Here is a 23,061-nt window from a genome sequence, read left to right as displayed (position 1 = left end):
TGATTCGGCGATGCGCCATCTCCGCGGTATCCCTCGAACCGAACGGAGCTTCCCCGTATGAAAGTCGCAGTCCTCGGCGCCGGTGCGATCGGCGCCTACGTCGGTGCCGCGCTCCATCGCGCCGGCGCCGACGTTCATCTCGTCGCCCGTGGACCGCATCTGGCGGCCATGAGGCAGCACGGCGTGCGGGTGCTCAGCCCGCGCGGCGACTTCACCGCCTCGGCCCACGCCACCGACGACCCGGCCGAGGTCGGCCCGGTCGACTATGTGTTCCTGGGTCTGAAGGCCAACTCGTACGCGGCGTGCGGGCCGCTGATCGAGCCTCTGCTGCACGACTCCACCGCGGTGATCGCCGCCCAGAACGGCATCCCCTGGTGGTACTTCCACCGGCACGGCGGTCCCCACGACGGTCATCGCGTGGAGAGCGTCGACCCCGACGGCGCGGTCAGTGCGGTGCTCGCGCCCGAACGGGCCATCGGCTGTGTCGTCTACGCGGCGACCGAGCTCGAAGGCCCAGGGGTCGTACGGCACTTGGAAGGCACCCGGTTCTCCATCGGCGAGCCCGACCGCAGCGTCTCCAAGCGCTGTCTCGCCTTCGGCGAGGCCATGATCGCCGGTGGCCTGAAGTGCCCGGTCGAGCCCGATCTGCGCAACGACATCTGGCTCAAACTGCTCGGCAACATCTCCTTCAACCCGATCAGCGCGCTGGCCCGCGCCACCATGCGGCAGATGTGCCTGCACGGCGGCACCCGCAAGGTGATCGAGACCATGATGGCCGAGACGCTCGCCGTCGCCGAGGCCCTCGGCTGCGAGATCGGCGTCTCCATCGAACGCCGGATGGCCGGCGCCGAGAAGGTCGGCGACCACCGCACCTCCACGCTCCAGGACCTGGAGCGCGGCAAGCCGCTCGAACTCGACGTCCTCCTCGCGGCCGTCGTCGAGTTGGCGGAGATCACCGGCGTGGACGTGCCCACCCTGCGCACCGTGCACGCCATCTCGGACCTGCTCGCGCTGAGGAGCGCCGCATGAGGAGCTTCCCATGAGGAAACGGCAACCCAAGACCTACACCCGGCTCACCCACCCGCTCGTCCGCGACTCCCGCGACGAGCCGTTCCGGCAGGCCAGTTGGGAGGAGGCCCTCGACCGCGCGGCCCGCGGCATCGAGCGCCACCGCGGGGCCTTCGGCATGTTCTCCTGCGCCCGGGCCACCAACGAGATGAACTACGTCGCCCAGAAGTTCGCCCGGGTCGTCATGGGCACCAACAACGTCGACTCCTGCAACCGGACGTGCCACGCGCCGAGCGTCGCCGGCCTGTCGGCCGCCTTCGGCTCCGGCGGCGGGACGTCGTCGTACGAGGAGATCGAGCACACCGACGTCATCGTGATGTGGGGCTCCAACGCCCGCTTCGCGCACCCGATCTTCTTCCAGCACGTGCTGAGGGGGATCAGGAACGGCGCCCGCATGTACGCCGTCGACCCGCGCCGGACGTCGACCGCCGAGTGGGCCGAGAGCTGGATGGGGCTGAACGTCGGCACCGACATCCCCATGGCCCACGCGATCGGCCGGGAGATCATCCACGCGGGCCTGGCCAACGAGGCGTTCATCGAGCGGGCCACCACCGGCTTCGAGGAGTACAAGGCGCTCGTCGAGCCCTGGACGCTCTCCCTGGCGGAGAAGGTCACGGGCGTACCGGCCGCCGCCATAAGGGAGTTGGCGCACGCCTACGCCCGCGCCGAGCGCGCCCAGCTGTGCTGGACCCTCGGCATCACCGAGCACCACAACGGCACCGACAACGTCCGCGCGCTGATCAACCTGTCCCTGCTGACCGGGCACGTGGGCCGCTACGGCAGCGGGCTGCAGCCCCTGCGCGGCCAGAACAACGTGCAGGGCGGCGGCGACATGGGCGCCATCCCCAACCGGCTGCCCGGCTTCCAGGACATCCTCGACGCCGGCACCCGGCTGAAGTTCGAAGCGGCCTGGGACACCGTCATCCAGCCGCACTACGGGCTGAACCTGACGGAGATGTTCGAGGCGATGGAGGAGGGCACGCTCAAGGCGGTCTACTGCATCGGCGAGAACCCGGCGCAGTCGGAGGCCGACAGCGAGCAGGCGGTACGGCGGCTGAAGGCGCTCGACTTCCTCGTCGTCCAGGACATCTTCCTCACCAGGACCGCCGAACTGGCGGACGTCGTGCTCCCCGCCACCGCCGGCTGGGCGGAGACCGACGGCACCACCACCAACAGCGAGCGGCGCGTCCAGCGGGTGCGGGCGGCGGTCACCCCGCCCGGCGAGGCCCGCGAGGACATCGACATCCTCTGCGAACTGGCCAACCGGCTCGGCCACGAGTGGAAGTACGCCGACGCCGAGGCCGTGTGGAACGAGCTGAGGTCGGTCTCCCCGGACCACTTCGGGATGACGTACGACCGCCTGGAGGAGCACCAGGGCATCCAGTGGCCCTGTCCCAGCACCGAGGGGATCGAACCCAGCTATCTGCACGGCCGGTTGTGGGAGTCCGACCCCGCCAGGAGGGGCCGTCTCGCGCCCTTCGGCCTGGTCCAGCACGATCCGCCGGTCGACCTCACGGACGAGGAGTACCCGATCCGGCTCACCACCGGACGACGGCTGGACTCCTACAACACCGGCGTGCAGAGCGGCGGTTACGCCTCTCCGCTGCGCCGGGGCGAGTACCTCGAGCTGTGCCCGGAGGACGCCGAGCGCTACGGCGTCGTGGTCGGCGAGGAGGTCCGGGTCAGCTCGCGCCGGGGATCCGTCGTCGCGCCGGTGTGGATCGACACCGCCCTGCGGCCCGGGCTCGCGTTCATGACCATGCACTTCCCCGACGAGGTGGACACCAATCAGCTGACGATCGAGGCGAACTGCCCGATCGCGGGCACGGCGGAGTTCAAGGCCTCGGCGATCCGGATCGAGAAGCTCCCCGTCGCGACCATCGTGAGGTGACGCAAGTGGACCTGCACTTCGGCGACAGCAAGCCGACGGACGACGAACGGGCGGCCGTCGACGCCCTGTTGGGCCCGCCCGAGTCCTCCTGGGAGGGCGCCGCCCGCGATGAGATGAGGGCCGCCGACCTGAGGTGGGCCAGGGGCGGCCGGGCGGCCAGGGACCGCAGGGACCTGCTGTTGCCGGGGCTGCACGCGATCAACGACCGCGTCGGCTGGATCAGCGACGGCGCCCTCGACTACCTCTGCCGCCGCCTGACGGTCCCGCCGGCGGAGGCGTACGGCGTCGCCACCTTCTACGCGATGTTCTCCGTCAAGCCCCGCCCGGCCACCGTCCTGCACGTCTGCACGGACCTCGCCTGCGCGGCGGCGGGCGCGGCCGAGCTGTGCGCGGGCGTCGAGGCGGGTCTCGGCCCCGGGGTGCACGTGGAACGCAGCCCCTGCCTCGGCCTGTGCGAGCGGGCTCCGGCGGCGCTGGCGGTCAGGGCGGGCGATCCGGTGCGTACGGCCGTCTCGGCGCCCACGACCGTGCGCGACGCCGTGCTCGCCGCGACCTCGCCCGACTCGGCGCCCGAGGAGCCGCCGGCCGCGCTGGCGGTGCCGCAGGCCGGGGATCCTGGACTGACCCTGCTGAGCCGGGTGGGCGTGGTCGACCCCGCCTCGCTCGACGACTACCGCGCCCACGGCGGCTACACCGCCCTGCGCCGGGCCTTCGAGCTGGGCCCGGCGGGTGTGATCCGCGAGGTGACCGACTCGGGCCTGGTCGGGCGTGGTGGCGCCGCCTTCCCCACCGGCCGCAAATGGCAGGCGACGGCGTCCCAGCCCGACCATCCGCACTACCTCGTCTGCAACGCCGACGAGTCCGAGCCGGGCACCTTCAAGGACCGCGTGATCATGGAGGGCGATCCGTACGCGCTGGTCGAGGCCATGACGATCGCCGCGTACGCGACGGGCGCCCACCAGGGATACCTGTACCTGCGCGGGGAGTACCCGAGGGCGCTGCGGCGCCTGAAGCACGCCCTGGCGCAGGCACGCGCGCGCGGGCTGCTCGGGGACGACATCCTCGGCCAGGGGTACGCCTTCGACATCGAGATCCGGCGGGGCGCGGGCGCCTACATCTGCGGCGAGGAGACGGCCCTGTTCAACTCCATCGAGGGCTACCGGGGCGAGCCGCGCTCGAAACCGCCGTTCCCGGTGGAGAAGGGTCTGTTCGGCAAGCCGACGGTGGAGAACAACGTCGAGACCCTGGTGAACGTGCTGCCGATCCTGACCATGGGCGCACCGGCGTACGCGGCGATCGGCACCGCGAAGTCCACCGGCCCGAAGTTGTTCTGCGTGTCGGGAAGCGTGGCGCGGCCCGGCATCTATGAGCTGCCGTTCGGAGCGACGCTGGGCGAGCTGCTGGAGCTGGCCGGCGTGCGCCCGGGGCTGCGCGCGGTGCTCCTCGGCGGCGCCGCGGGCGGCTTCGTACGGCCCGACGAGAGGAACATCCCGCTCACCTTCGAAGGCACGCGGGAAGCCGGGACGACGCTGGGGTCCGGGGTCATCATGGCCTTCGACGACTCGGTGCCGCTGCCCCGGCTGCTGTTGCGCATCGCCGAGTTCTTCCGCGACGAGTCGTGCGGGCAGTGCGTGCCGTGCCGGGTCGGGACGGTGCGCCAGGAGGAGGCGCTGCACCGGATCGCCGAGCGCACGGGCGCGGCAGCCGCCGAGGACATCGCCCTGCTCAGAGAGGTCGGCCGGGCGATGCGGGACGCCTCGATCTGCGGTCTGGGACAGACCGCGTGGAACGCCGTGGAATCCGCCATCGACCGACTGGGGGCGTACGAATGACCGCGATACCGCTGGGTGTGCCGCGCCGGCTCCTGGAGTTCACCCTCGACGGGGAGGCGGTGCGGGCGCCGGAGGGCTCGACGATCCTCGACGCCTGCCGGGCGGCCGGGAAGGACGTGCCCACCCTGTGCGAGGGGGACACGCTGCGGCCCAAGAACGCCTGCCGCGTGTGTGTCGTCGAGGTGGAGGGGGCCCGGACGCTGGTGCCGGCCTGCTCCCGGAAGGCCGAGGCCGGGATGGAGGTGCGGACGGGGACCGAACGGGCCCGGCACAGCCGGAAGATCGTCCTCGAACTGCTCGCCTCCTCGGTCGATCTGTCGACCACCCCCGAGGTCGCCGCGTGGATCAAGGAGTACGAGGCCAAGCCCGAGCGGTTCGGCCCGGACGCCGCCCGGCTGAACGAGGAACCCAGGGTCGACAACGACCTGTACGTGCGCGACTACGGCAAGTGCATACTCTGCTACAAGTGCGTGGACGCCTGTGGCGACCAGTGGCAGAACACCTTCGCGATCTCCGTGGCCGGGCGGGGCTTCGACGCGCGGATCGCGGTGGAGCACGACGCCCCGCTGACCGATTCGGCCTGTGTGTACTGCGGGAACTGCATCGAGGTGTGCCCGACCGGGGCGCTGTCGTTCAAGTCGGAATTCGACATGCGGGAGGCGGGCACGTGGGACGAGTCGGCGCAGACGGAGACGACCACGGTGTGCGCGTACTGCGGAGTGGGCTGCAACCTCACCCTCCACGTGCAGGACAATGAGATCGTGAAGGTCACCTCGCCGCACGACAACCCGGTGACCCACGGCAATCTGTGCATCAAGGGCCGCTTCGGCTACCAGCACGTCCAGAACCGGAACTGATCGGGGCTGATGGGGACATGGGACGAGTCACGGAACGACGCAAGGTGATCCGCATCCGGGACGGGGCCGTCTCCACCCGGCCGGACACGCTCGTCGCCGAGGAACCCCTGGAGATCCGGCTCAACGGCAAGCCCCTCGCGATCACGATGCGGACCCCGGGGGACGACTTCGCGCTCGCCGCCGGGTTCCTGGTGAGCGAGGGGGTGCTGGGGGCCGCCTCCGAGCTGCGGAACATCGTGTACTGCGCGGGGGCCACGGCGGACGGGTCCAACACGTACAACGTGGTCGACGTGAGTACGTCCTCGGGTGTCGTCATTCCCGACATCACGCTGGAGCGGAACGTGTACACGACCTCGTCCTGCGGCCTGTGCGGCAAGGCCAGCCTCGACGCCGTGCGTACCACCGCCCGGTGGCCCATCGCCGACACTCCCCCGGTCCGCGTCGAGCCGGAGCTGCTGGCGAGCCTCCCCGACCGGCTGCGCGCCGCCCAGCGGGTCTTCGACCGGACCGGGGGGCTCCACGCGGCGGCCCTGTTCTCCGAGGACGGGGAGCTGCTCGACATACGGGAGGACGTGGGGCGGCACAACGCGGTCGACAAGCTGGTCGGGCGGGCGCTGCAGAGCGGTGACCTGCCCTTGTCCCGCGCGATCCTGCTCGTCTCCGGACGGGCCTCCTTCGAGCTCGCCCAGAAGGCGGTGATGGCGGGGATCCCGGTCCTGGCGGCCGTGTCGGCGCCGTCGTCGCTGGCGGTGGACCTGGCGGCCGAGACCGGGCTGACCCTCGTCGGCTTCCTGCGGGGCGCCTCCATGAACGTGTACGCGGGCGAGGACCGGATCGCCCTGCGGGCCGCGGCCGCCCAGGGCTGACCGGTCCTGCCCCGCGACACGGCGGCGGGGCCCCGAACGGCGGGGAGCGCCCCCTGCGCCCGAGGGGCCCCGCCGTGTCAGGGGGCGAATCTCACCTCCGCCGCCGTCACCACCGTGCCCAGTCTGGGGAAGTCCAGCCGGACCGAGGCCTCGTGCTCCGGCGCCGTGAACGCCGTCATCGCGTCCTCCACGAAGACCAGTTCGTAGCCGAGGTCGCCCGCCGCGCGTGCCGTGGACTCCACCCCGAGGTTGGTGGCGATACCGCCGAACACCAGCGTCCTGATGCCCCGTTGACGCAACAGGTCGTCGAGACCCGTGCCCTGGAAGCCGCCGATCGTCCGCTTCACCACCTGTAGGTCACCCTCCTGGGCCAGGCCCTCGGCCAGCGCGCTGCCGGGCGGCTGCTCGGCCACGTGCGGGCGTTCCACCCGGATCAGCGCCACCGAGGCGCCCGCCGCCCGGCAGGCCGACGCCAGCTCGGCACAGGTGGCGAGCACGTCCGTGCCCTTCCGGGGTTCCAGGGGCAGCGCGACGATGCGGTCCATCAGGTCGACGAGGACCAGAGCGGTGCGCGCGGGATCGAGTGCGAGAGGTGCGGTCATGACGGAACGTTAGCCCCCGTGCGCCGTCCGTACCGGGAAACCCGATCAACGGGCCCATGAGCGCGGCGCGTTCGCGAGGCACCATGGACCCCACGCGCGTCGCCCACTAACGTCCGGGAGCGTGTCCGACGACGCGACGGTACGACAGCGGACGGGAACCGGGCTCGGCCTGCTGCTGGCCCTGGTGCTCGGCGCCGTGCTGCTCACCGCCCTTCCGGAGGACGAGGGCGGGGGCGGGGACGCCTGTTCGGCCCGTACCGTGCGGACCTGGGCCGCCGACGAGCGCCTCACCGCGGAGTTCGCCCGGTACGGCGACGACGCCTCCCGCACGGACGACTGGACCGGCGGGGACGGCACCCACTCGGTGCGGCTGCCGGACGGGCGGGTGCTGTGGCTCTTCTCCGACACCTATCTGGGGCAGGTCTACGGGCCGCCCAATCCCGTCGGCGAGTCCTACGCCTGGCGGGACGCGGCGGCCCCGATGGTGCGCAACTCGGGGGTCGTCATGCGGGACGGGCGGCTGGAGAGCACCCTGCCCGCCCCCCTCTTCGGTGACCCGGCACCCGGACAGTGGCGCTGGCCCGTCGGGGCGCGCGTGGAGCCCCGGTCGCCCGGTTCCGCGGACCGCGTGCTGCGGGTGGTGCTGTGGGTGCGGACCACCGGTCAGGCGCCGTGGATCTACGGCGTCCCGACCGCCACCGAGGTCGCCACGTTGTCCCTGCCGGAGCTGCGGGTGGAGTCGGTGGTGAAGGTGTTCGACCAGCAGCCGGTCGCCGATCCGGCCCGGCGGGTGCTGTTCGGGACGACGCTCGTGGAGGAGGGCGGCTGGACGTACGTCTTCGGCGGCGACGACCGGCAGGCCGCCTCCCGCCCCGTCTCGCGGGCGTACGTGGCCCGGGTGCCGGAGGGCGGGCTCGCCGATCCCGCGGCCTGGGAGTACTGGGACGGGAAGGAGTGGGCGGCGGGGGTCCGGCCGCGCGCGGTGCTCGGGGACGGGGAGCGTACGGGGGTCGGCAGCGCGTTCTCGGTGGTGCGGGACGAAGGGACCTATGTCCTGTTCACGATGGCAGCCGGCTCGGCCGGGCTGACCACCGTGACGTCCTACTGGTCCTGCTCCCCCACCGGGCCCTGGCACGGTCCCGCGAAGGACTTCAGTCCCGCGCTGCCGGACGGACAGGTGGCCGCGTACAACCCGCAGACCCATCCCGAGCTGAGCGACGAGGGGCGGCTCGTGCTCAGTTACGACGTCAACTGGCTGGAGACCACCGGGGCCGCCGCCCAGCTCAGCCGGAACGTCTCCCTGTACCGACCGCGATTCTTGACTCTGCGGCTGGCCGCGCCTGAGGATTGACCGCTTCCCTGTCGTGCGAGCGGCGCTTGGCGATCACCGCGCAGACCATGAGCTGCATCTGGTGGAAGAGCATCAGCGGCAGCACGGCGAGGGACGCGTGGGCGCCGAACAGGACGCTCGCCATGGGCAGCCCTGCGGCGAGGGACTTCTTGGAGCCGGCGAACTGGATGGCGATGCGGTCCTCGCGGCCGAAGCGCAGGGCCTTCGCGCCGTACCAGGTGAGCAGGAGCATCACGGCCAGCAGTACGGCCTCGACGGCCAGCAGTCCGGCCAGCCTGGCGGGGCTGACCTGGTGCCAGACGCCCTGGACCATGCCCTCGCTGAACGCGGTGTAGACGACCAGCAGGATCGAGCCCCGGTCGACCAGGCCCAGGACCTTCTTGTGCCGGGCGACGAACCCGCCGATCCAGCGGCGCAGCAGCTGCCCCGCCACGAACGGCACCAGCAGCTGCAGCACGATCTTCACGACGGAGTAGGCGGAGAAGCCGCCGCCGTTGCCGCCCAGCAGGCTCGCCGCGAGCAGCGGGGTGGCGACGATGCCGATGAGGGAGGAGAAGGAGCCCGCGCAGATCGCCGCGGGCACGTTGCCCCGGGCGATCGAGGTGAAGGCGATCGACGACTGGACCGTGGACGGGACCAGGGTGAGGAAGAGCAGGCCCTGGTAGAGGGGGTCGGTCAGCAGCACCGGCACGAGTCCGCGGGCCGCCAGGCCCAGCAGCGGGAAGACGACGAAGGTGCAGGCCAGGACGGTGACGTGGAGGCGCCAGTGGCGCAGTCCGTCCAGCGCCTCACGGGTGGAGAGCCGGGCGCCGTAGAGGAAGAAGAGGAAGGCGATGGCGGCCGTGGAGGCGCCGGAGGCCACGTCGGCGCCGGTCCCGCGGGCCGGCACCAGCGCGGCGAGACCCACCGTCCCGAGGAGCAGGACGATGTACGGGTCGATCGGCATCCAACGCGGCCAACGCAGGCGTTTCACTGTGCTCCACTACTTCGCTGTACGTCCGGTTCCCGGGCACGCTCGTGCCCTCTCCATCGTCCTCCGAGGGGCCGCGATCGGGAATCCGGCATACCACTCTGACTGTCATCACGTTCCGCGATAGCCTTGGGGGGTGTACGACAGGGTGTACGACCCCTCTCAGCTGCGGACGTTTCTGGCCGTGGCGCAGACCCTGAGCTTCACGCAGGCCGCCCGGCGGCTCGGGCTGCGGCAGTCGACGGTGAGCCAGCACGTGCGGCGGCTGGAGGACGCGACCGGGCGGCAGCTGTTCGCGCGGGACACGCACTCCGTGGAGCTGACCGAGGACGGCGAGGCGATGCTCGGCTTCGCCCGGCGGATCCTGGAGGTCCATGAGCAGGCGGCCGCCTTCTTCACCGGCACGCGACTGCGCGGGCGGCTGCGGTTCGGGGCGTCGGAGGACTTCGTCCTGACGCGGCTGCCGGAGATCCTGGAGGGCTTCCGGTACGAGCATCCCGAGGTCGATCTGGAGCTGACGGTCGAGCTGTCGGGGACGCTGCACGAACAGCTGGCCGCGGGCAAGCTCGATCTGGTGCTGGCCAAGCGCCGGCCGGAGGATCCGCGGGGCGAGCCGGTGTGGCACGACCGCCTGGTGTGGATCGGGGCCGAGCGGCTGCGGCTGGATCCCGAGCGGCCGGTGCCGCTGATCGTCTATCCGCCGCCCGGCATCACCCGCGCGCTGGCCCTGGAGGCGCTGGAGCGACAGGGCCGTCAGTGGCGGATCGTGTGCACGAGCGGGAGTCTCAACGGCCTGATCGCGGCGGCCCGGGCGGGTCTCGGGGTGATGGCGCACTCCCGGGGCCTGATCCCGCCGGGGCTGGTGCGGATGCCGGACCGGTCCGGCCTGCCGGCGCTCGGACGCGTGGACTTCGTCCTGGTCCACGGCCAGCGGCGGACGGCGGCGCACGGGGCGGCGGAGGCCCTGGCGGCGTCGATCCTGGCGGGCGGGGAGCGACTGCACCGGCGCTAGGCGCTCCGCTGAAAGTGCCGCGATGGCCGCCGATCGTCCCGGGCCCGTGATGGCTGGTCGCGCCCCGCGGCGGCGCCGCTCATGTCACCGCCCCGCGCCCCTTGGGGGCGTCGGCGAACCTCAGCGGACTTCGCAGAGGCCGCTCAGCGAGGTCGTACAGATTCCGTGGAGATTACGGCGCCGAAACTTACTCAACCGTCGGTTTTCTGTCCGACCCTTCCCCATGTGAGCGCATTTTCTGTGACTGACCAGTGCCGATCCCGGGCGCGGCACTTTTCCGCCCCCTCCCGCCCGTCCGGAGCGTGGGGTAGCTTTCACGGCCTGCGCGGAGCGTCACAAGGGAGCGGGAGCGGGGTTTGCGCGAGTTCACCAACCCTCCGTCGGCGTTGGCACCGCCGGTGGGCGGACTGGCCGACGTCGTGTTCCAGCGTGCCCAGGAGGATCCGGGCCACGTGGCACTCGGCCGCAAGGACGAGGCGGGCAACTGGCGGGACGTGACCGCCGCCGAGTTCCGCGACGAGGTGCTCGCCCTCGCCAAGGGGCTGCTCGCCCGGGGCATCCGGTTCGGCGACCGGGTCGCGATCGTCTCCCCCACCCGCTACGAGTGGACGCTGTTCGACTTCGCCCTGTGGACGATCGGCGCCCAGGTGGTGCCCGTCTATCCGACCTCCTCCGCCGAGCAGTGCTTCTGGATGCTCTACGACGCGGAAGTGACGGCGGCGATCGTCGAGCACGAGGACCACGCGATGACCATCGCCACGGTCATCGACCGGCTGCCGCGCCTGCGCGAGCTGTGGCAGCTCGACGCGGGCTGCGTCCAGGAGCTGTACGACGCGGGCGCCCACCTCGACGACGAGGTCGTCCACCGGCACCGCCAGGCGGTCACCCCCGACTCGGTCGCCACGGTCATCTACACCTCGGGCACCACGGGCCGCCCCAAGGGCTGCGTCATCTCGCACGGCAACTTCATGTACGAGGCGGACACGGTCATCGAGCGCTGGGAACCGGTGTTCCACTCGAAGAAGGGCGACGAGGCGGCGACCCTGCTCTTCCTGCCGCTGGCCCATGTGTTCGGCCGGATGGTGCAGGTCGCCGCGATCCGCGGGGGTGTGCGGTTCGGGCACCAGCCGCAGATGAACGCCGCCGCCCTGCTCCCCGACCTCGCCGCGTTCAGGCCGACCTTCTTCCTCGCCGTGCCGTACATCTTCGAGAAGGTCTTCAACGCCGCCCGCCGCAAGGCCGAGAAAGAGGGCCGGGCGGGCGCCTTCGAGAAGGCCGTCGAGGTCGCGGTGAAGTACGCGGACGCCATGGAGGCCAAGGCCTGGGGGACCGGCCCCGGACCCTCGGCGGGCCTGCGCATGCAGCACCAGCTCTTCGACAAGCTCGTCTACGGCAAGATGCGCGCCGCGATGGGCGGGCGGATCCGGCACGCGATGTCCGGCGGCTCGGCGATGGACCGACGGCTGGGCCTGTTCTTCGCGGGCGCGGGGGTCCACATCTACGAGGGGTACGGCCTGACCGAGTCCACGGCCGCCGCCACCGCCAACCCGCCCGAGCGCACCCGGTACGGCACCGTCGGGCAGCCCATCCCCGGGATGACCGTGCACATCGCGGACGACGGCGAGATCTGGCTGAACGGCGCCAACGTCTTCCAGGGCTACCTCAACAACCCGAAGGCCACCGACGAGACCCTGCACGACGGCTGGCTGGCCACCGGCGACCTCGGCGCGCTGGACGAGGACGGCTATCTCACCATCACCGGCCGCAAGAAGGAGATCCTGGTGACCTCCGGCGGCAAGAGCGTCTCGCCGGGGCTGCTGGAGGAACGGGTCCGCGACCATCCGCTCATCTCCCAGTGCATCGTCGTCGGCAACGACCGGCCGTACATCGCGGCCCTGGTCACCCTCGACCAGGAGGCCGTGGAGCACTGGCTCGGCATGCGCGGCAAACCGCCGCTGAGCGCGGTCGAGCTGGTGCGCGACGCCGACCTGGAGACGGAGGTGCGGCGCGCCGTGGTGGCCGCCAACACGCTCGTCTCGCAGGCCGAGTCGATCCGTACCTTCCGCATCCTGGCCCAGCCGTTCACGGAGGAACACGGGCTGCTCACCCCGTCGTTGAAGCTGAAGCGCAGGGCGATCGAAAAGGCCTACTCCGGCGAGGTGGAGGCCCTGTACCGGGCCTGACCTCAGACCAGCTGGTAGCCCTTGAGGTTCCGCAGCAGCAGGTGGCAGTCCTGCAGCGAGCCCGAGGTGTCGCCCAGGGAACGGTAGATGCCCCACTTGGGGCGCACCCGGTCGGCCAGGAAGGTGTCGACTCCGGTCCTGCTCCTGTCGATCACCGTGGTGCCGCCGTTCCTGAGGATCCAGCGCACCGAACCCGACGTACCGTCGCCGACCTTGATCTGGAAGTCGACGTCGGTCCAGGAGTCGTGGAGTGGGGCGAGCGCGGTCCGGCCGATGAGGAGGTCGGCGATGTGCAGCCGCAGTTCGATGGTCTGCACGCCGTCGACCCGGCGCAGGGACTGCATCACGATCGGCTGGGTTCCGGTGCCGGGCTGCTTCATCTGCATGATGTGCGTGAAGCTGGTCGTGGCCTTCAGCGAACTCGGGAGGTACATCCCGTACGTGATCCGCCAGGTCTGGCCGGGAAGCCAGCGCAGATAGCCGCTCGACGACGTGCGCAGGCCGGTGACCTCCTGGCGCTGGCGGTCCGTCGAGGTGTCCCGGTCCACCATGTGCATGGTGAACCGCCAGTTGTCGCCCTCCGGGCGGATGTGCGGCTGTCCGGCGGGGTGCGAGCCGGCGCGGTCGTCCTCGACGGTCTCGAAGGCGCCGAGGCCGTCGCGGCTCGCCGAGGGCGACCACTTCAGCTGCCAGGAGGCCGCGTGGGCGGGGCCGGCGGGCAGTCCGACGGCGGCGGCGGTGGCGCCGCCGAGAGCCGCGCCGAGCAGGGTCCTGCGGGTGGGGGTCATGGCTGCTCCCTCAAGACGGTCGTACGAGTGGGGGGTTCATGTACGTGTACGACGTTCACCATCGCGCTCGACGGCAAGACAAGAGGGTCGCCGCATGACAGGCCACGGTCAATACTGCGGACGGATTCCGCGATCAGGAATGCACCACGGCCCGTGATCGTTGACGATGGGAGTACCACCTGACGACAACCGTAAGGATCAAGAGCTCGTGAGCAGCAAGGTCCCCCCGATCATCCTCAACAACGGCGTCGAGATGCCCCAGCTGGGCTTCGGCGTCTGGCAGGTGCCGGACGACGAGGCGGAGCAGGCGGTCGGCACGGCGCTCGAGGCCGGGTACCGCAGCATCGACACAGCGGCGATCTACGGCAACGAGAAGGGCACCGGCAAGGCCATCGCCGCCGCCGGCCTCCCCCGCGAGGACGTCTTCGTCACCACCAAGCTCTGGAACGCCGAGCAGGGGTACGACTCCACCCTGCGCGCCTTCGACACCTCCCTGGCCAAGCTCGGCCTGGACTACGTCGACCTCTACCTCATCCACTGGCCACTGCCGTCGAAGGACAAGTACGTCGACAGCTACAAGGCCTTCGAGAAGCTCCACGCCGACGGCCGGATCAAGGCGATTGGCGTCTCCAACTTCCTGCCGGAGCACCTGGAACGGCTGATCGGCGAGACGTCAATCGTCCCGGCCGTCAACCAGATCGAGCTGCACCCGCATCTGCAGCAGCACGCCTCGCGCGAGTTCCACGCGGAGCAGGGCATCGCCACCGAGGCCTGGTCGCCGCTGGGCCAGGGCAAGGGCCTGCTGGAGGTCCCGGCGATCGTGGCGATCGCCCGGAAGCACGACCGCACCCCGGCCCAGGTCGTGCTGCGCTGGCACCTCCAGCTCGGCAATGTGGTCATCCCGAAGTCCGTCACGCCGTCCCGGATCCGGGAGAACATCGACGTGTTCGACTTCAGCCTGGACACCGAGGACCTGGCCGCGATCAGCGCGCTGAACGAGGACCGGCGGATCGGCCCGGACCCGGCGGCCTTCGACGTCGTCTGACCCGGTTGTGCGGGTGGGCGGTCCGTGTGTCACGGGCCGCCCACCGGCAGGTCAGTTGGGCTGCCCGATCGGCCGTACGACGACCGTGTTGACGTCGACTCCCGCCGGCTGGCGGATCGCCCAGACGATCGAGTCGGCGAGCTGTTCCGCGGTGAGCAGATGGCCGGGCGGCAGGCTGCCGTAGCTGTCCCAGAACGGCGTCTCCACCCGCCCCGGCGCGATCAGCGTCACGCCGACCCCCCACTCGGTGACCTCGCGCCGGGTGTTCTCGGCGAGCCCGGTCACCGCCCACTTGGTGGCGCCGTAGATGTTGCCCGCCGTGGGCACGAACCCGGCGACGCTGCCGACCAGCACGATCCGGCCCCGGGTCTCCTTCAGGGCGTCGATCGAGGCCCTGATGAGCAGCGCCGGGCCGAGGACGTTGGTGAGGACCATCTCCGTCCACCCGGCCGGGTCGCCCTCGGCGACCGAGTCGTGCGTCGCGATGCCCGCGTTGGCGACGACCGTGTCGATCCGGCCGAACTCCTTCAGCGTGGCCTGCACGGCGCCCTGGATCTGCGCGTAGTCCGCCGCATCGCCGACGATCGTCAACAGCCCCTCGGGATCACCGAGTTCCTCGGCGAAGCCGCGCAGCCGGGCCTCGCCCCGGCCGGTGACGGCCACCCGGTGCCCGGCCTGGAGCAACTGCCGTGCCGCGGCGGCGCCGATGCCGCTGCCGCCGCCGGTGATGAGCGCGACCGGAGAGTCGGTGGTCATGGTGCGTTCCCCCTGTGTGTCGGTGTGTACGGGGGAGTCCATCAGTTGGAGCGCTCTCGAAGTCAAGCGCCTGCGCAGGTGGAGCGGTACCCGGCCGAGGGGAACCAGCGGTTCCACTGCGCCTTCGTCAGGCCGCCGTCGGCCCGTTCGCACACGGTGGCCGCGGCCCGGTCCGGGGTCAACGGCAGGAGGCGTTCGGCGAGATGCGGGGTGCTGACGCGCAGCGTGCCGGCGCGGGAGGTGAAGCGCAGGGCGAGCGGTGGACCGTCCCCGGCGGGGAGCACGGCCGGTGGGAGGGTCGGTGTCGCCGTCTCCCAGACATGCACGGATCCATCGGGCGCGCCGGCCGCGAGGAGTGAGCCGTCCGCGGAGAACGCCAGAGTGTCCTCACTCACCGTGGAGCCCACCGGTCTCAGGACGCCTGTCCGGCGCCAGGTCCGCTTGTCCCACAGGGTCACCCGGCCCTGGAAGTCACTGACGGCGAGGAAGCGTCCGTCGGGACTGAAGGCCGCCGCGCGCAGGAAGTCCTCCCCTTGAATCCCCTTGACTCCCTTGCGTGGCTTGCCCGTTGACGCCTCCAGCAGCACTCCCTCGGAGGTCAGCGCGGTGCGCCCGTCGGGGTCACGGGCGAGTGCCTCGACACCGGCGACCTCGGTGCGCGGTGGGCGCTGCGCCGCCCGGCCCCGCCAGGTGTCGTCCATCAGCCCGTGCAGCGAGAGGGTGCGGACGGTGCTGGTCCGTCCGCCTTCCCGGTAGCGCAGGACGCCCATGGCGGGGTCCAGGCTGATGTCCCCGATCGTCTGACCGGCGACGGGATAGGTGAGCAGCGGCACGCGCGGGCTGTCGTCCACCGGGTCCGGAAGGTCGGTACGCCACAGAGTGAAGGCGCCCGAGCCCCAGGCCAGGGCGTAGGGGCCGGCGAACTCCACAGCGTGGGCGCCGCCCGCGAGCGGCAGCCGGGGGCGTTCCCGACCGGCGCGGAAGTCCCAGCTGACGATCCCTCCGGGGGTGGCGGCGGCCACGGCCCGGCCGTCGGGCGTGAAGGTCGGTTCCCCTCGACACAGCGCCCGTTCGGTCGTCTCCGGTATGTCCCCGGTGACCAGCCGTCCCTTCGCGCTGTCGAGTACGCGCAGCAGTGCTCCGTCCCGCGCGCACCAGGCGAGATACCGGTCGTCGTGGCTGAGCACCGGCAGGGCGCCGTCGTCGTGGCCCCGGTCGTAGCGCATGAGCAGTCGCTCCCGACGGACGTCCCACAGCTCCAGGGTGGCCCGTCCATCGGCCGCGTCGCGGTTGAGCCGCCGCAGGAAGAGCGTTTCACCGTCGGAGCCGAGGGCGACTTCGGTGTCGGTCCAGGAGCCGGTCGGCAGGCGGTGCGTACTGCCGTCCGCGAGTCCGGCGATCACCAGGCCGTTCCGGTCGCCGGGGGTGCGGTACGCGACGTGGCGGCCGTCGTCGCTGACGTCACGCACGCCTTCGGAGAGCCCGTCGAGCGGCACCGACCGCAGCCGCCGGTGGTTCGGCACGTCCCACTGAAGGGCCTTGTCCCGCACGACCGTTGTCAGGATCCGGCCGTCCCCGCTGAGCCAGGCGGGGGCGTTGAGGACGCGGCCGCCCTCCTCGGGCTGGACGAAGGCGTCTTGTTCGCTCTGGGCCGCGGCCGAACGCAGGGCGGTGCGGGTCTCGGGCAGGTCGGCGGTACGCCAGGCGGCGAGGGCCAGCCGCATCGCGGTGCGTGGCTCGGTGTCCCGCAAGGTGTCGACGAGTTCGGCGACCCGACGGGCCTCGGCCTCGTCGCGCTGCCGCGAACTGACCTCGCTCTGCCGCCAGGCCGCCACCCCCGCGACCACCGCGAGACAGAGCAGCACCGCGAGGGCTCCGGCCAAGGCCCGCAGCCGGCGGGCCGCCCGGGACGCGGCGCGCCGGCCGGCGTCGTGGGCGTCGGCGCTCGCGACGAGGAAGTCCCGTTCCAGGCGGCTCAGTCCGGTGCCGTCGCCGCCGTCCCCAAAGGCCTCCCGTGCCTCGGTCAGCCGTATACCCCGGTACAGCGCGCCCGCGTCCCGGTCCAACTCCGCCCAGGCGTGCGCGGCTTCCGTGAGCCTGCGGTGCAGGCGCAGCCGTTGCCGGTTCTCCTCGATCCAGCCGCGCAGCCGGGGCCACGCGCCGATCAGGGCCTCGTGGGCGAGCTCGACCGTGTCCCCGTCGACGGTCAACAGGCGTTCCCGCACAAGGCGTTCGAGCACCCGGGTGGTGGTCGTGTCGGCGTCCAGCTCGGCGCGGGGGACGGGCCGCCGGGTGTCCTCGGTGCCGTCGCCGGGCTGCACCAGGCGCAGTAACAGCGCCCGGGCCACGGCAGCTTCGGCGTTGGTGCAGGTGGCGTAGGCCGCCTCGGCGGTGTGTGCGACGGCGCCGTGCACACCGCCGATGGCCTCGTAGGCGGCGAGGGTGAGGGCCTTGCCGGAGCGGCGGCGCCAGACCTCGCGCAGGGCGTGCGCCATCAGGGGCAGTCCGCCCGGCTCGCCCGCCACGTCGGCGACGATCCGGGCCGTCAGGGCACGTTCGACGACCAGCCGGCGGGCGGCGGCGGGCCGGACCACGGCCTCGCGCAGCCCGCCCGGCGACATCGGGCCGACCAGCAGCGCCGCGTCCCGCAGGGCCTCGGCGAGCGGACCGTGCTCGGCGCAGCGCCCGTAGAAGTCGGCGCGGACGGCGATCACCACGCGCAGCCGGGAGGCGGGGTCGGTCGCGGTGAGCAACCGCCCGAGGAACCGGTCCCGTTCGGCCGGGTCGGCGCAGAGCGTGAACAGCTCCTCGAACTGGTCGACGACGAGGAGGGTGTCACCGGGCGCGTCGTACGGCGTGAACAGCGGCTCGTGGGTACGGGCCGGACGCGGGCCCGGCGTGAGCAGCCGTATCGCCGCGGGCTTCAGGTCGTCCGCCGCCCGCAGGGCGGGCACCAACCCGGCCCGCAACAGCGAGGACTTGCCGCTGCCCGAGGCTCCGACGACCGCCGTGAAACGGGCGCGGGCGGTACGCCGGAGCAGTTCTCCGATCAGGTCGTCCCGGCCGTGGAAGTGGTCCCCGTCGCCGGTCCCGAAGCGGGCGAGGCCCGGATAGGGCGAGCCCCCCTCGTCGGGGTCGTCCGGGACCCGCGTCTCGGCGAGCGCCTCCCGCAACCGCCGCGCCCACTCCTCCGGTTCGCCGCCGCAAGCGCGGACGTACGCCGTGAGCACCGCCGGCGACGGCAGCCGCTCACCGCCCGCCGCGGCGGCCAGGGTGGGCGCCGAATAGCCCGCGCGCTGCGCCATCGCGCGGTAGGTCAGACCGCCCGCCTCGTCACGCAGCTTGCGCAGTTCGAACGCGAACCGCTGGACCGGCCCCTCCCCCGGGTCGAGCGGTTTCTCCCTGCGTCCCATCCGCGTCTCCCCCGTTCGCCGGCACGACAAAGCTAACAACCGGCCCCCGGCGCATTGTTGGGCACCGCGGATCGGGGCTGCCCAACAATCCCCCGGCGCCTGGACTCGTCGGTGCACCTTCCCCTCACCGCACCGGAGCCGGCCATCGCCACCGCACACGTACCCGAGCCCGTCCTCCTGCCCGACGAGCCCCCGCGCGTCCGCGTCGTACGGACCGCCCCGCGCCCCTCCGCCGGCCCGGTCCTCCCGCCGGTCGCCCTCTGCCTCGCCCTCGGTCTGTGGGGGCTGAGACGCGGCGGCAGCCTGTGGCGGGACGAGGCGGTGTCGTACGACATGGCGCGGCGCGACCTGCCCGACCTGCTGGCGACGCTCACCCAGGCCGATGCCGTGCACGGCCTGTACTACCTGTTCCTGCACGGCCTGTTCCGGCTGACCGGTGACCTGGACCCGCTGCTCGTGCTCCGACTGCCCTCGGTGCTGGCGGCCGCCGCGGCGACCGGCTTCGTCGCTCTGCTCGGGCAGCGGCTGGCCGGACCCCGGGCCGGGCTGCTCGCCGGGCTCGTATTCGCCCTGCTCCCGCCGGTGCAGCGGTACGCGCAGGAGGGCCGGAGCTACGCGCTGGTGTGCGCGCTGGTCGCCTGGGCGACCTACCTGCTGCTCGGCGCGGTGCGCGAGGGGAGCCGCCGGGCCTGGGCCGGCTACGGCGCCGTACTGCTGACCGCGTGTCTGCTGCACGAGTTCGCGGTCCTGGCGGCCCTGGCCCACCTGGTGTGGCTGCCCCGGTCCGCCCGCCGGGCCGGAGCCACGACGCTCTGCGCGGTCGCCGCGGGCCTCACCCCCCTGGCCCTGCTGAGCACGCGCCAGTCGGAACAGGTGTCCTGGATCGGCGGAGCCGACGCCGGAGCACTCCTCGGCTTCGCCGGAGTGACCCTGCTCGGCATCGCCTGCACCGCACTGATCAAGGGCCCCCTCCCCCGCCTCGCCCTGCCCCTGCTCGCCCTCCCGGCCCTGCTCCTCCTCCTGCTCTCCCTGATCCGGCCGCTGTACGTCGACCGCTACGTCCTCTACGGCCACCTGGGCACGGCCCTGCTGCTCGGGGCCGCCCTGGACCGCCTGCTCCGCGCGCACCGCGTGCTGTGGGCGGCTCTGGTGGTCCCGCTTCTGCTCCCGACGACCCTGCACCTGCGCACCCCCGAGAGCCGCACGGACGACGTCACGGCGATAGCGACGGCGATCGAGAACTCGGACGCCGACGCGATCCTCTTCATGCCGTCCCGCCGCAGGGTATGGACGCTCACCGACCCGACCTCGCTCCAGGGCAAACAAGACCTGGCCCTGAGAGCCTCCCCGACCGACTCCCACACGCTGTACGGCACGGAGCTTTCGGCAGCGGAGATCAGAGACCGGCTGATGGCGGCGGAACGGGTCGTAGCGCTCCGGGATCCGGCAGGTCAGCCTGTCGACGAAACCGCAGAGGAACAGACGAAGCGCCGGGTACTGGCCCGCTACTTCGTGGAGTGCGAAACCCAGGCTCTGCAGGGCGCGCGCATCACCGTCTACGCGCGAACAAAGGGCTGTTGAGCGCCCCGAAAGGGGCGCGGGGAACTGCGCGACCAGCCACGACGGCGCCGCGGATGAGGACGAACGAACCGCGGCGAATCACGACGTACGCACCGCGGTGTGCACAGTACGAGCAGCCAGCACGAACAAGTCCGACCGCTGGTACACGCTCGCCTCGTCGTCAGGGTCGAGAAGCCTGTCGAGCGCAGCTCGATCCGCCGCGTCGAGCGAGTCCTGGAAGATCTCCCGGATGCGCCCGAACGCAGCCGCGGCGACCGCCCGTGCCCGGTCGGGCGCGGGGGCCGGGAGGTCCAGCAGAAACGTCCGCGTACCCGTCGGCCTCAGACCGGCCGCAGTCATCAGTGCCCGCCAGTCCTCCGTCACCGCGACACTCCCCGGCAGGGACGCCCGCATCTCCGCGAACCAGTCCTCCTGCATCGCGTCGATCCGCGCCTCCAGACCCGGCCGTCCGACACCGGAGTCACGCGGCAGGAAACGGGTCGGCAGCCCGCCCTCCACGAGGGCCAGCGTGCCGCCGACCGCCAGCCGCGAGGCGTACGCGGCGATGGCCGCCTGCTGGTCGCCGAGGTGGTGCAGGCTGTAGCTCGCCCAGATCAGATCGGCGGGGTAGTCCAGTTCCGCCATGACGTCCGGGAGATCTCCGGTCAGCGTCGAGAAGCGGTCGGCGACACCGAGCCGCTCGGCCCGGGCGCGGGCCCGCTCCAGCAGTGGTCCGGAGCCGTCGACGGCGACGACCCGGGCGCCGGGGAAGGCGTCCGCGAGCAGGCAGGAGACGACGCCGGGTCCACTGCCCGCGTCGACAATCAGTCCCGGCTCGGACTGCTTTCCGCCCAGCCAGGCGAGCGCGTGCTCGGTCAGCGGGGTGTACAGCTCGGCCTGGGTCTCGAGGTGCTCGGCCATCGCGGCCCAGTCGATGTCCGTGTGGTCGTGGTGGTGGTGCTGCCCGTGCCTGCCGTGCTCGGGTGCGTACTCGTGCGCCATGGGGGTCAGCCTCTCCTCCGGATTCCGCCAGCGTGCGCCGACGCACCGGAGGGAGGCAAACGCTGTTGCCGTCACCGCAAAAGGAGAAGGTGCCGGGGCCCGGCCGTGGCCGGGTCCCGGCGTCAGCCGCCTACGACAGCGGCGGGTAGGCGTTCTGCATCAGCTGCTGGAACTGGGCGGAGAACCAGTGCCCGGACAGCGGCGAGTTCGGCAGGGCGCCGGACAGGTTGTTGCCGTTGCGCGGGTTGCCCGTGTACGTCGGATCGCACATGCGGTCGAAGCCCTTGCCCTCGTCGTTCGGGATGGCGGAGCTGGACCCGTCGGACTCACCCGGCGGCTTCATCCACACGTAGGCGTCGATCCCGGCGGCCGGGGCGGCCTGCGGACGCTCGCCGAGGCCGGCTCCGGACTGGTTGCACCAGTTGCCGATGTGGATCCGGCGGTCGTAGCGGCCACCGTCGACGTAGGTGTCGACCGAGGTCGTAGCACCCGGACCGGCGGGCCGGGCGCTGCCGCCCCAGCCGTTGCGGGAGGTGTCGATCAGCATGCCGATGCCGGAGTTGAAGCCGACCGAGACGAGCTGGTTGCGGAAGGCCTGCGCGAAGGACAGCTCGTCCACGTACCGGTTCCAGTCGACCCACTTGGACTCACGGACGGACTTGCCCGCCACGTTGTCGTTGATGGTGAAGTTGTTCTCCTTCAGGGCGCTGTAGTTGGCCGTGTTGGTGATGAATCCGTGCACGTCGTTGACCGTGGCGCCCTCGGCGGTCGCGGCCTCCTTGAAGAGCTGGGCGGACGGCGCGAAGTTGTCGTCCCAGCCGATCCAGCCGTGGTGCCCGGCGTCCACGTAGTTGTAGACGTTGGGCACGTCGCCCAGCTCGCTGAGCGCGTAGCCGACGCCCTTGACGTAGTTGCCGTTGGCCTTCATCACGTCGCACTGCGGGGTGGCCGTGGGACGGCTTCCGGTGTTGGTGACGAGGTTGGGCAGCGAGTCGATCTCGACGGTGGTGACGATCCGCAGCCCGGCGTACTTCGGGTCGGCGAGGATCGCGGCGATCGGGTCGATGTAGGCGGTCTTGTACCGGTCGATCTCGGTCGGGCCGAGTTCACCGTTGGAGGCGAGGGCGGCGCAGTCGCGTCCGGGCAGGTTGTAGATCACCAGCTGGACGACGAGTTCGCCGCTGCCCTTCTGGGTCAGGGCCGCGTCGAGGTGGTCGCGCAGACCCATGCCGCCGTTGACGCCGTTGATGGCGGCGATCCGGTCCAGCCATACACCGGTCGGCTGGTTGGAGATCCGGCTGCCGCCCGGCTCGGCGGCGGCCTTCGCCGACCACTCGGGGTTCACATAGACCTTGGCCCCGGCGTACGGGTTGTCCACCCGCGTGCCCGGCTGCGGGTCCGGGTCCGGGTCGGTGCCGCCGCCACCGTCGTCGACGTTGCAGGTCACGCCGTCCAGCGTGAAGGTCGTCGGGAGGGCGTTGGTGCCGCTGTAGGAGGCGTTGAAGCCGAAGCTGACCGAACCGCCGGTGGCCAGGGTGCCGTTGTAGGACTCGTTGGCCGCGGTGACGGCGGTACCGCTCTGGCTGATCCTGGCGTTCCAGCCGTTGGTGATCTGCTGGTTTCCGGCGTACGACCACTTCACCGCCCAACTGCTCTTGGCGGCGCCGTTGTTGGTGACCGTGACGGCGGTGGTGAAGCCGGTGCCCCACTGGTTCTGCACCTTGTAGTCGACGGTGCAGGGCACGGCGGCGGGACCGACGTCGTCGGCCGGCACGGCGGCCAGCGCGGTCCCGGAGGCCCCGGCGACCAGTGCCAGGGCGGCGAGCATCGCTGTTCTGGTACGACTCATGAGTGCGGGTTCCCTT

17 protein-coding genes are annotated in these 23,061 nt (G+C 71.8%); 10 read left to right on the top strand and 7 right to left on the bottom strand.

What is annotated here, in order from left to right:
- Positions 1-57 precede the first annotated feature (57 nt).
- From AC068Z_RS27430 to fdhD, 5 genes are read left to right on the top strand one after another with little or no spacing between them, the layout of a single operon-like run.
- Positions 58-1,029 carry a 2-dehydropantoate 2-reductase gene (locus AC068Z_RS27430; protein WP_478560919.1) on the top strand — a complete coding sequence of 324 codons (972 nt, stop codon included), beginning with the start codon at positions 58-60 and terminating at the stop codon, positions 1,027-1,029.
- Between the two features lie 10 nt (positions 1,030-1,039).
- Entirely contained in the window at positions 1,040-2,959 is a 1,920-nt protein-coding gene (locus tag AC068Z_RS27425; RefSeq protein WP_478560916.1) for a molybdopterin oxidoreductase family protein, read from the top strand.
- 5 nt (positions 2,960-2,964) lie between these two features.
- Complete coding sequence (locus tag AC068Z_RS27420) at positions 2,965-4,791, top strand: NADH-ubiquinone oxidoreductase-F iron-sulfur binding region domain-containing protein (protein ID WP_478561023.1); 1,827 nt, start codon at positions 2,965-2,967, stop codon at positions 4,789-4,791.
- Positions 4,788-5,648: a 2Fe-2S iron-sulfur cluster-binding protein gene (locus AC068Z_RS27415; RefSeq protein ID WP_478560914.1), complete on the top strand. Its 861-nt coding sequence runs from the start codon at positions 4,788-4,790 to the stop codon at positions 5,646-5,648. Before AC068Z_RS27420 ends, AC068Z_RS27415 begins: the two co-directional genes overlap by 4 nt.
- A 17-nt stretch (positions 5,649-5,665) precedes the next feature.
- A complete protein-coding gene (fdhD, locus tag AC068Z_RS27410; RefSeq protein ID WP_478560911.1) occupies positions 5,666-6,514 on the top strand; it encodes a formate dehydrogenase accessory sulfurtransferase FdhD in 849 nt (282 codons plus the stop codon).
- A gap of 77 nt (positions 6,515-6,591) precedes the next feature.
- On the opposite strand, the gene AC068Z_RS27405 is transcribed toward fdhD, so the two are convergent.
- Entirely contained in the window at positions 6,592-7,116 is a 525-nt protein-coding gene (locus tag AC068Z_RS27405) for an isochorismatase family protein (protein ID WP_478560908.1), read from the bottom strand.
- Between the two features lie 121 nt (positions 7,117-7,237).
- Here AC068Z_RS27405 and AC068Z_RS27400 point away from each other — a divergent pair, with 121 nt between their 5' ends.
- A complete protein-coding gene (locus AC068Z_RS27400; RefSeq protein WP_478560905.1) occupies positions 7,238-8,467 on the top strand; it encodes a DUF4185 domain-containing protein in 1,230 nt (409 codons plus the stop codon).
- On the opposite strand, the gene AC068Z_RS27395 is transcribed toward AC068Z_RS27400, so the two are convergent.
- The gene (locus AC068Z_RS27395; RefSeq protein WP_478560902.1) at positions 8,400-9,413 is read right to left on the bottom strand and encodes a bile acid:sodium symporter family protein; all 1,014 of its coding nucleotides are present in this window, start codon (positions 9,411-9,413) and stop codon (positions 8,400-8,402) included. The genes AC068Z_RS27400 and AC068Z_RS27395 overlap by 68 nt on opposite strands.
- Positions 9,414-9,585: 172 nt before the next feature.
- On the opposite strand from AC068Z_RS27395, the gene AC068Z_RS27390 reads away from it, so the two are divergent.
- On the top strand, positions 9,586-10,449 hold the full coding sequence (locus AC068Z_RS27390; protein ID WP_478561020.1) for a LysR substrate-binding domain-containing protein: 864 nt from the start codon (positions 9,586-9,588) through the stop codon (positions 10,447-10,449).
- Positions 10,450-10,805: 356 nt separating this feature from the next.
- Positions 10,806-12,632: an AMP-dependent synthetase/ligase gene (locus AC068Z_RS27385; protein WP_478560899.1), complete on the top strand. Its 1,827-nt coding sequence runs from the start codon at positions 10,806-10,808 to the stop codon at positions 12,630-12,632.
- 2 nt (positions 12,633-12,634) lie between these two features.
- On the opposite strand, the gene AC068Z_RS27380 is transcribed toward AC068Z_RS27385, so the two are convergent.
- Positions 12,635-13,420: a Tat pathway signal sequence domain protein gene (locus AC068Z_RS27380; protein ID WP_478560896.1), complete on the bottom strand. Its 786-nt coding sequence runs from the start codon at positions 13,418-13,420 to the stop codon at positions 12,635-12,637.
- A 208-nt stretch (positions 13,421-13,628) separates the two neighbouring features.
- Between AC068Z_RS27380 and AC068Z_RS27375 the strand changes: the two genes are divergently transcribed.
- A complete protein-coding gene (locus AC068Z_RS27375) occupies positions 13,629-14,465 on the top strand; it encodes an aldo/keto reductase (RefSeq protein WP_478560894.1) in 837 nt (278 codons plus the stop codon).
- A 51-nt stretch (positions 14,466-14,516) separates the two neighbouring features.
- Here AC068Z_RS27375 and AC068Z_RS27370 read toward each other — a convergent pair whose 3' ends face one another.
- Positions 14,517-15,221: an SDR family oxidoreductase gene (locus AC068Z_RS27370; protein WP_478560891.1), complete on the bottom strand. Its 705-nt coding sequence runs from the start codon at positions 15,219-15,221 to the stop codon at positions 14,517-14,519.
- A 62-nt stretch (positions 15,222-15,283) separates the two neighbouring features.
- Entirely contained in the window at positions 15,284-18,634 is a 3,351-nt protein-coding gene (locus tag AC068Z_RS27365; RefSeq protein WP_478560888.1) for an nSTAND1 domain-containing NTPase, read from the bottom strand.
- A gap of 111 nt (positions 18,635-18,745) precedes the next feature.
- Between AC068Z_RS27365 and AC068Z_RS27360 the strand changes: the two genes are divergently transcribed.
- Positions 18,746-20,215: a glycosyltransferase family 39 protein gene (locus AC068Z_RS27360; RefSeq protein WP_478560886.1), complete on the top strand. Its 1,470-nt coding sequence runs from the start codon at positions 18,746-18,748 to the stop codon at positions 20,213-20,215.
- A gap of 78 nt (positions 20,216-20,293) precedes the next feature.
- On the opposite strand, the gene AC068Z_RS27355 is transcribed toward AC068Z_RS27360, so the two are convergent.
- Together AC068Z_RS27355 and AC068Z_RS27350 are read right to left on the bottom strand one after the other, a co-directional pair.
- Entirely contained in the window at positions 20,294-21,196 is a 903-nt protein-coding gene (locus tag AC068Z_RS27355) for a class I SAM-dependent methyltransferase (protein ID WP_478560883.1), read from the bottom strand.
- Between the two features lie 130 nt (positions 21,197-21,326).
- The gene (locus AC068Z_RS27350; RefSeq protein WP_478560880.1) at positions 21,327-23,045 is read right to left on the bottom strand and encodes a glycoside hydrolase family 6 protein; all 1,719 of its coding nucleotides are present in this window, start codon (positions 23,043-23,045) and stop codon (positions 21,327-21,329) included.
- Between the last annotated feature and the right edge of the window lie 16 nt (positions 23,046-23,061).

Source organism: Streptomyces sp. NPDC043726 (assembly GCF_056436565.1).
The sequence above is the reverse complement of the archived record's forward strand: the minus strand, read 5'-3'. Positions and strand labels throughout refer to the sequence as shown.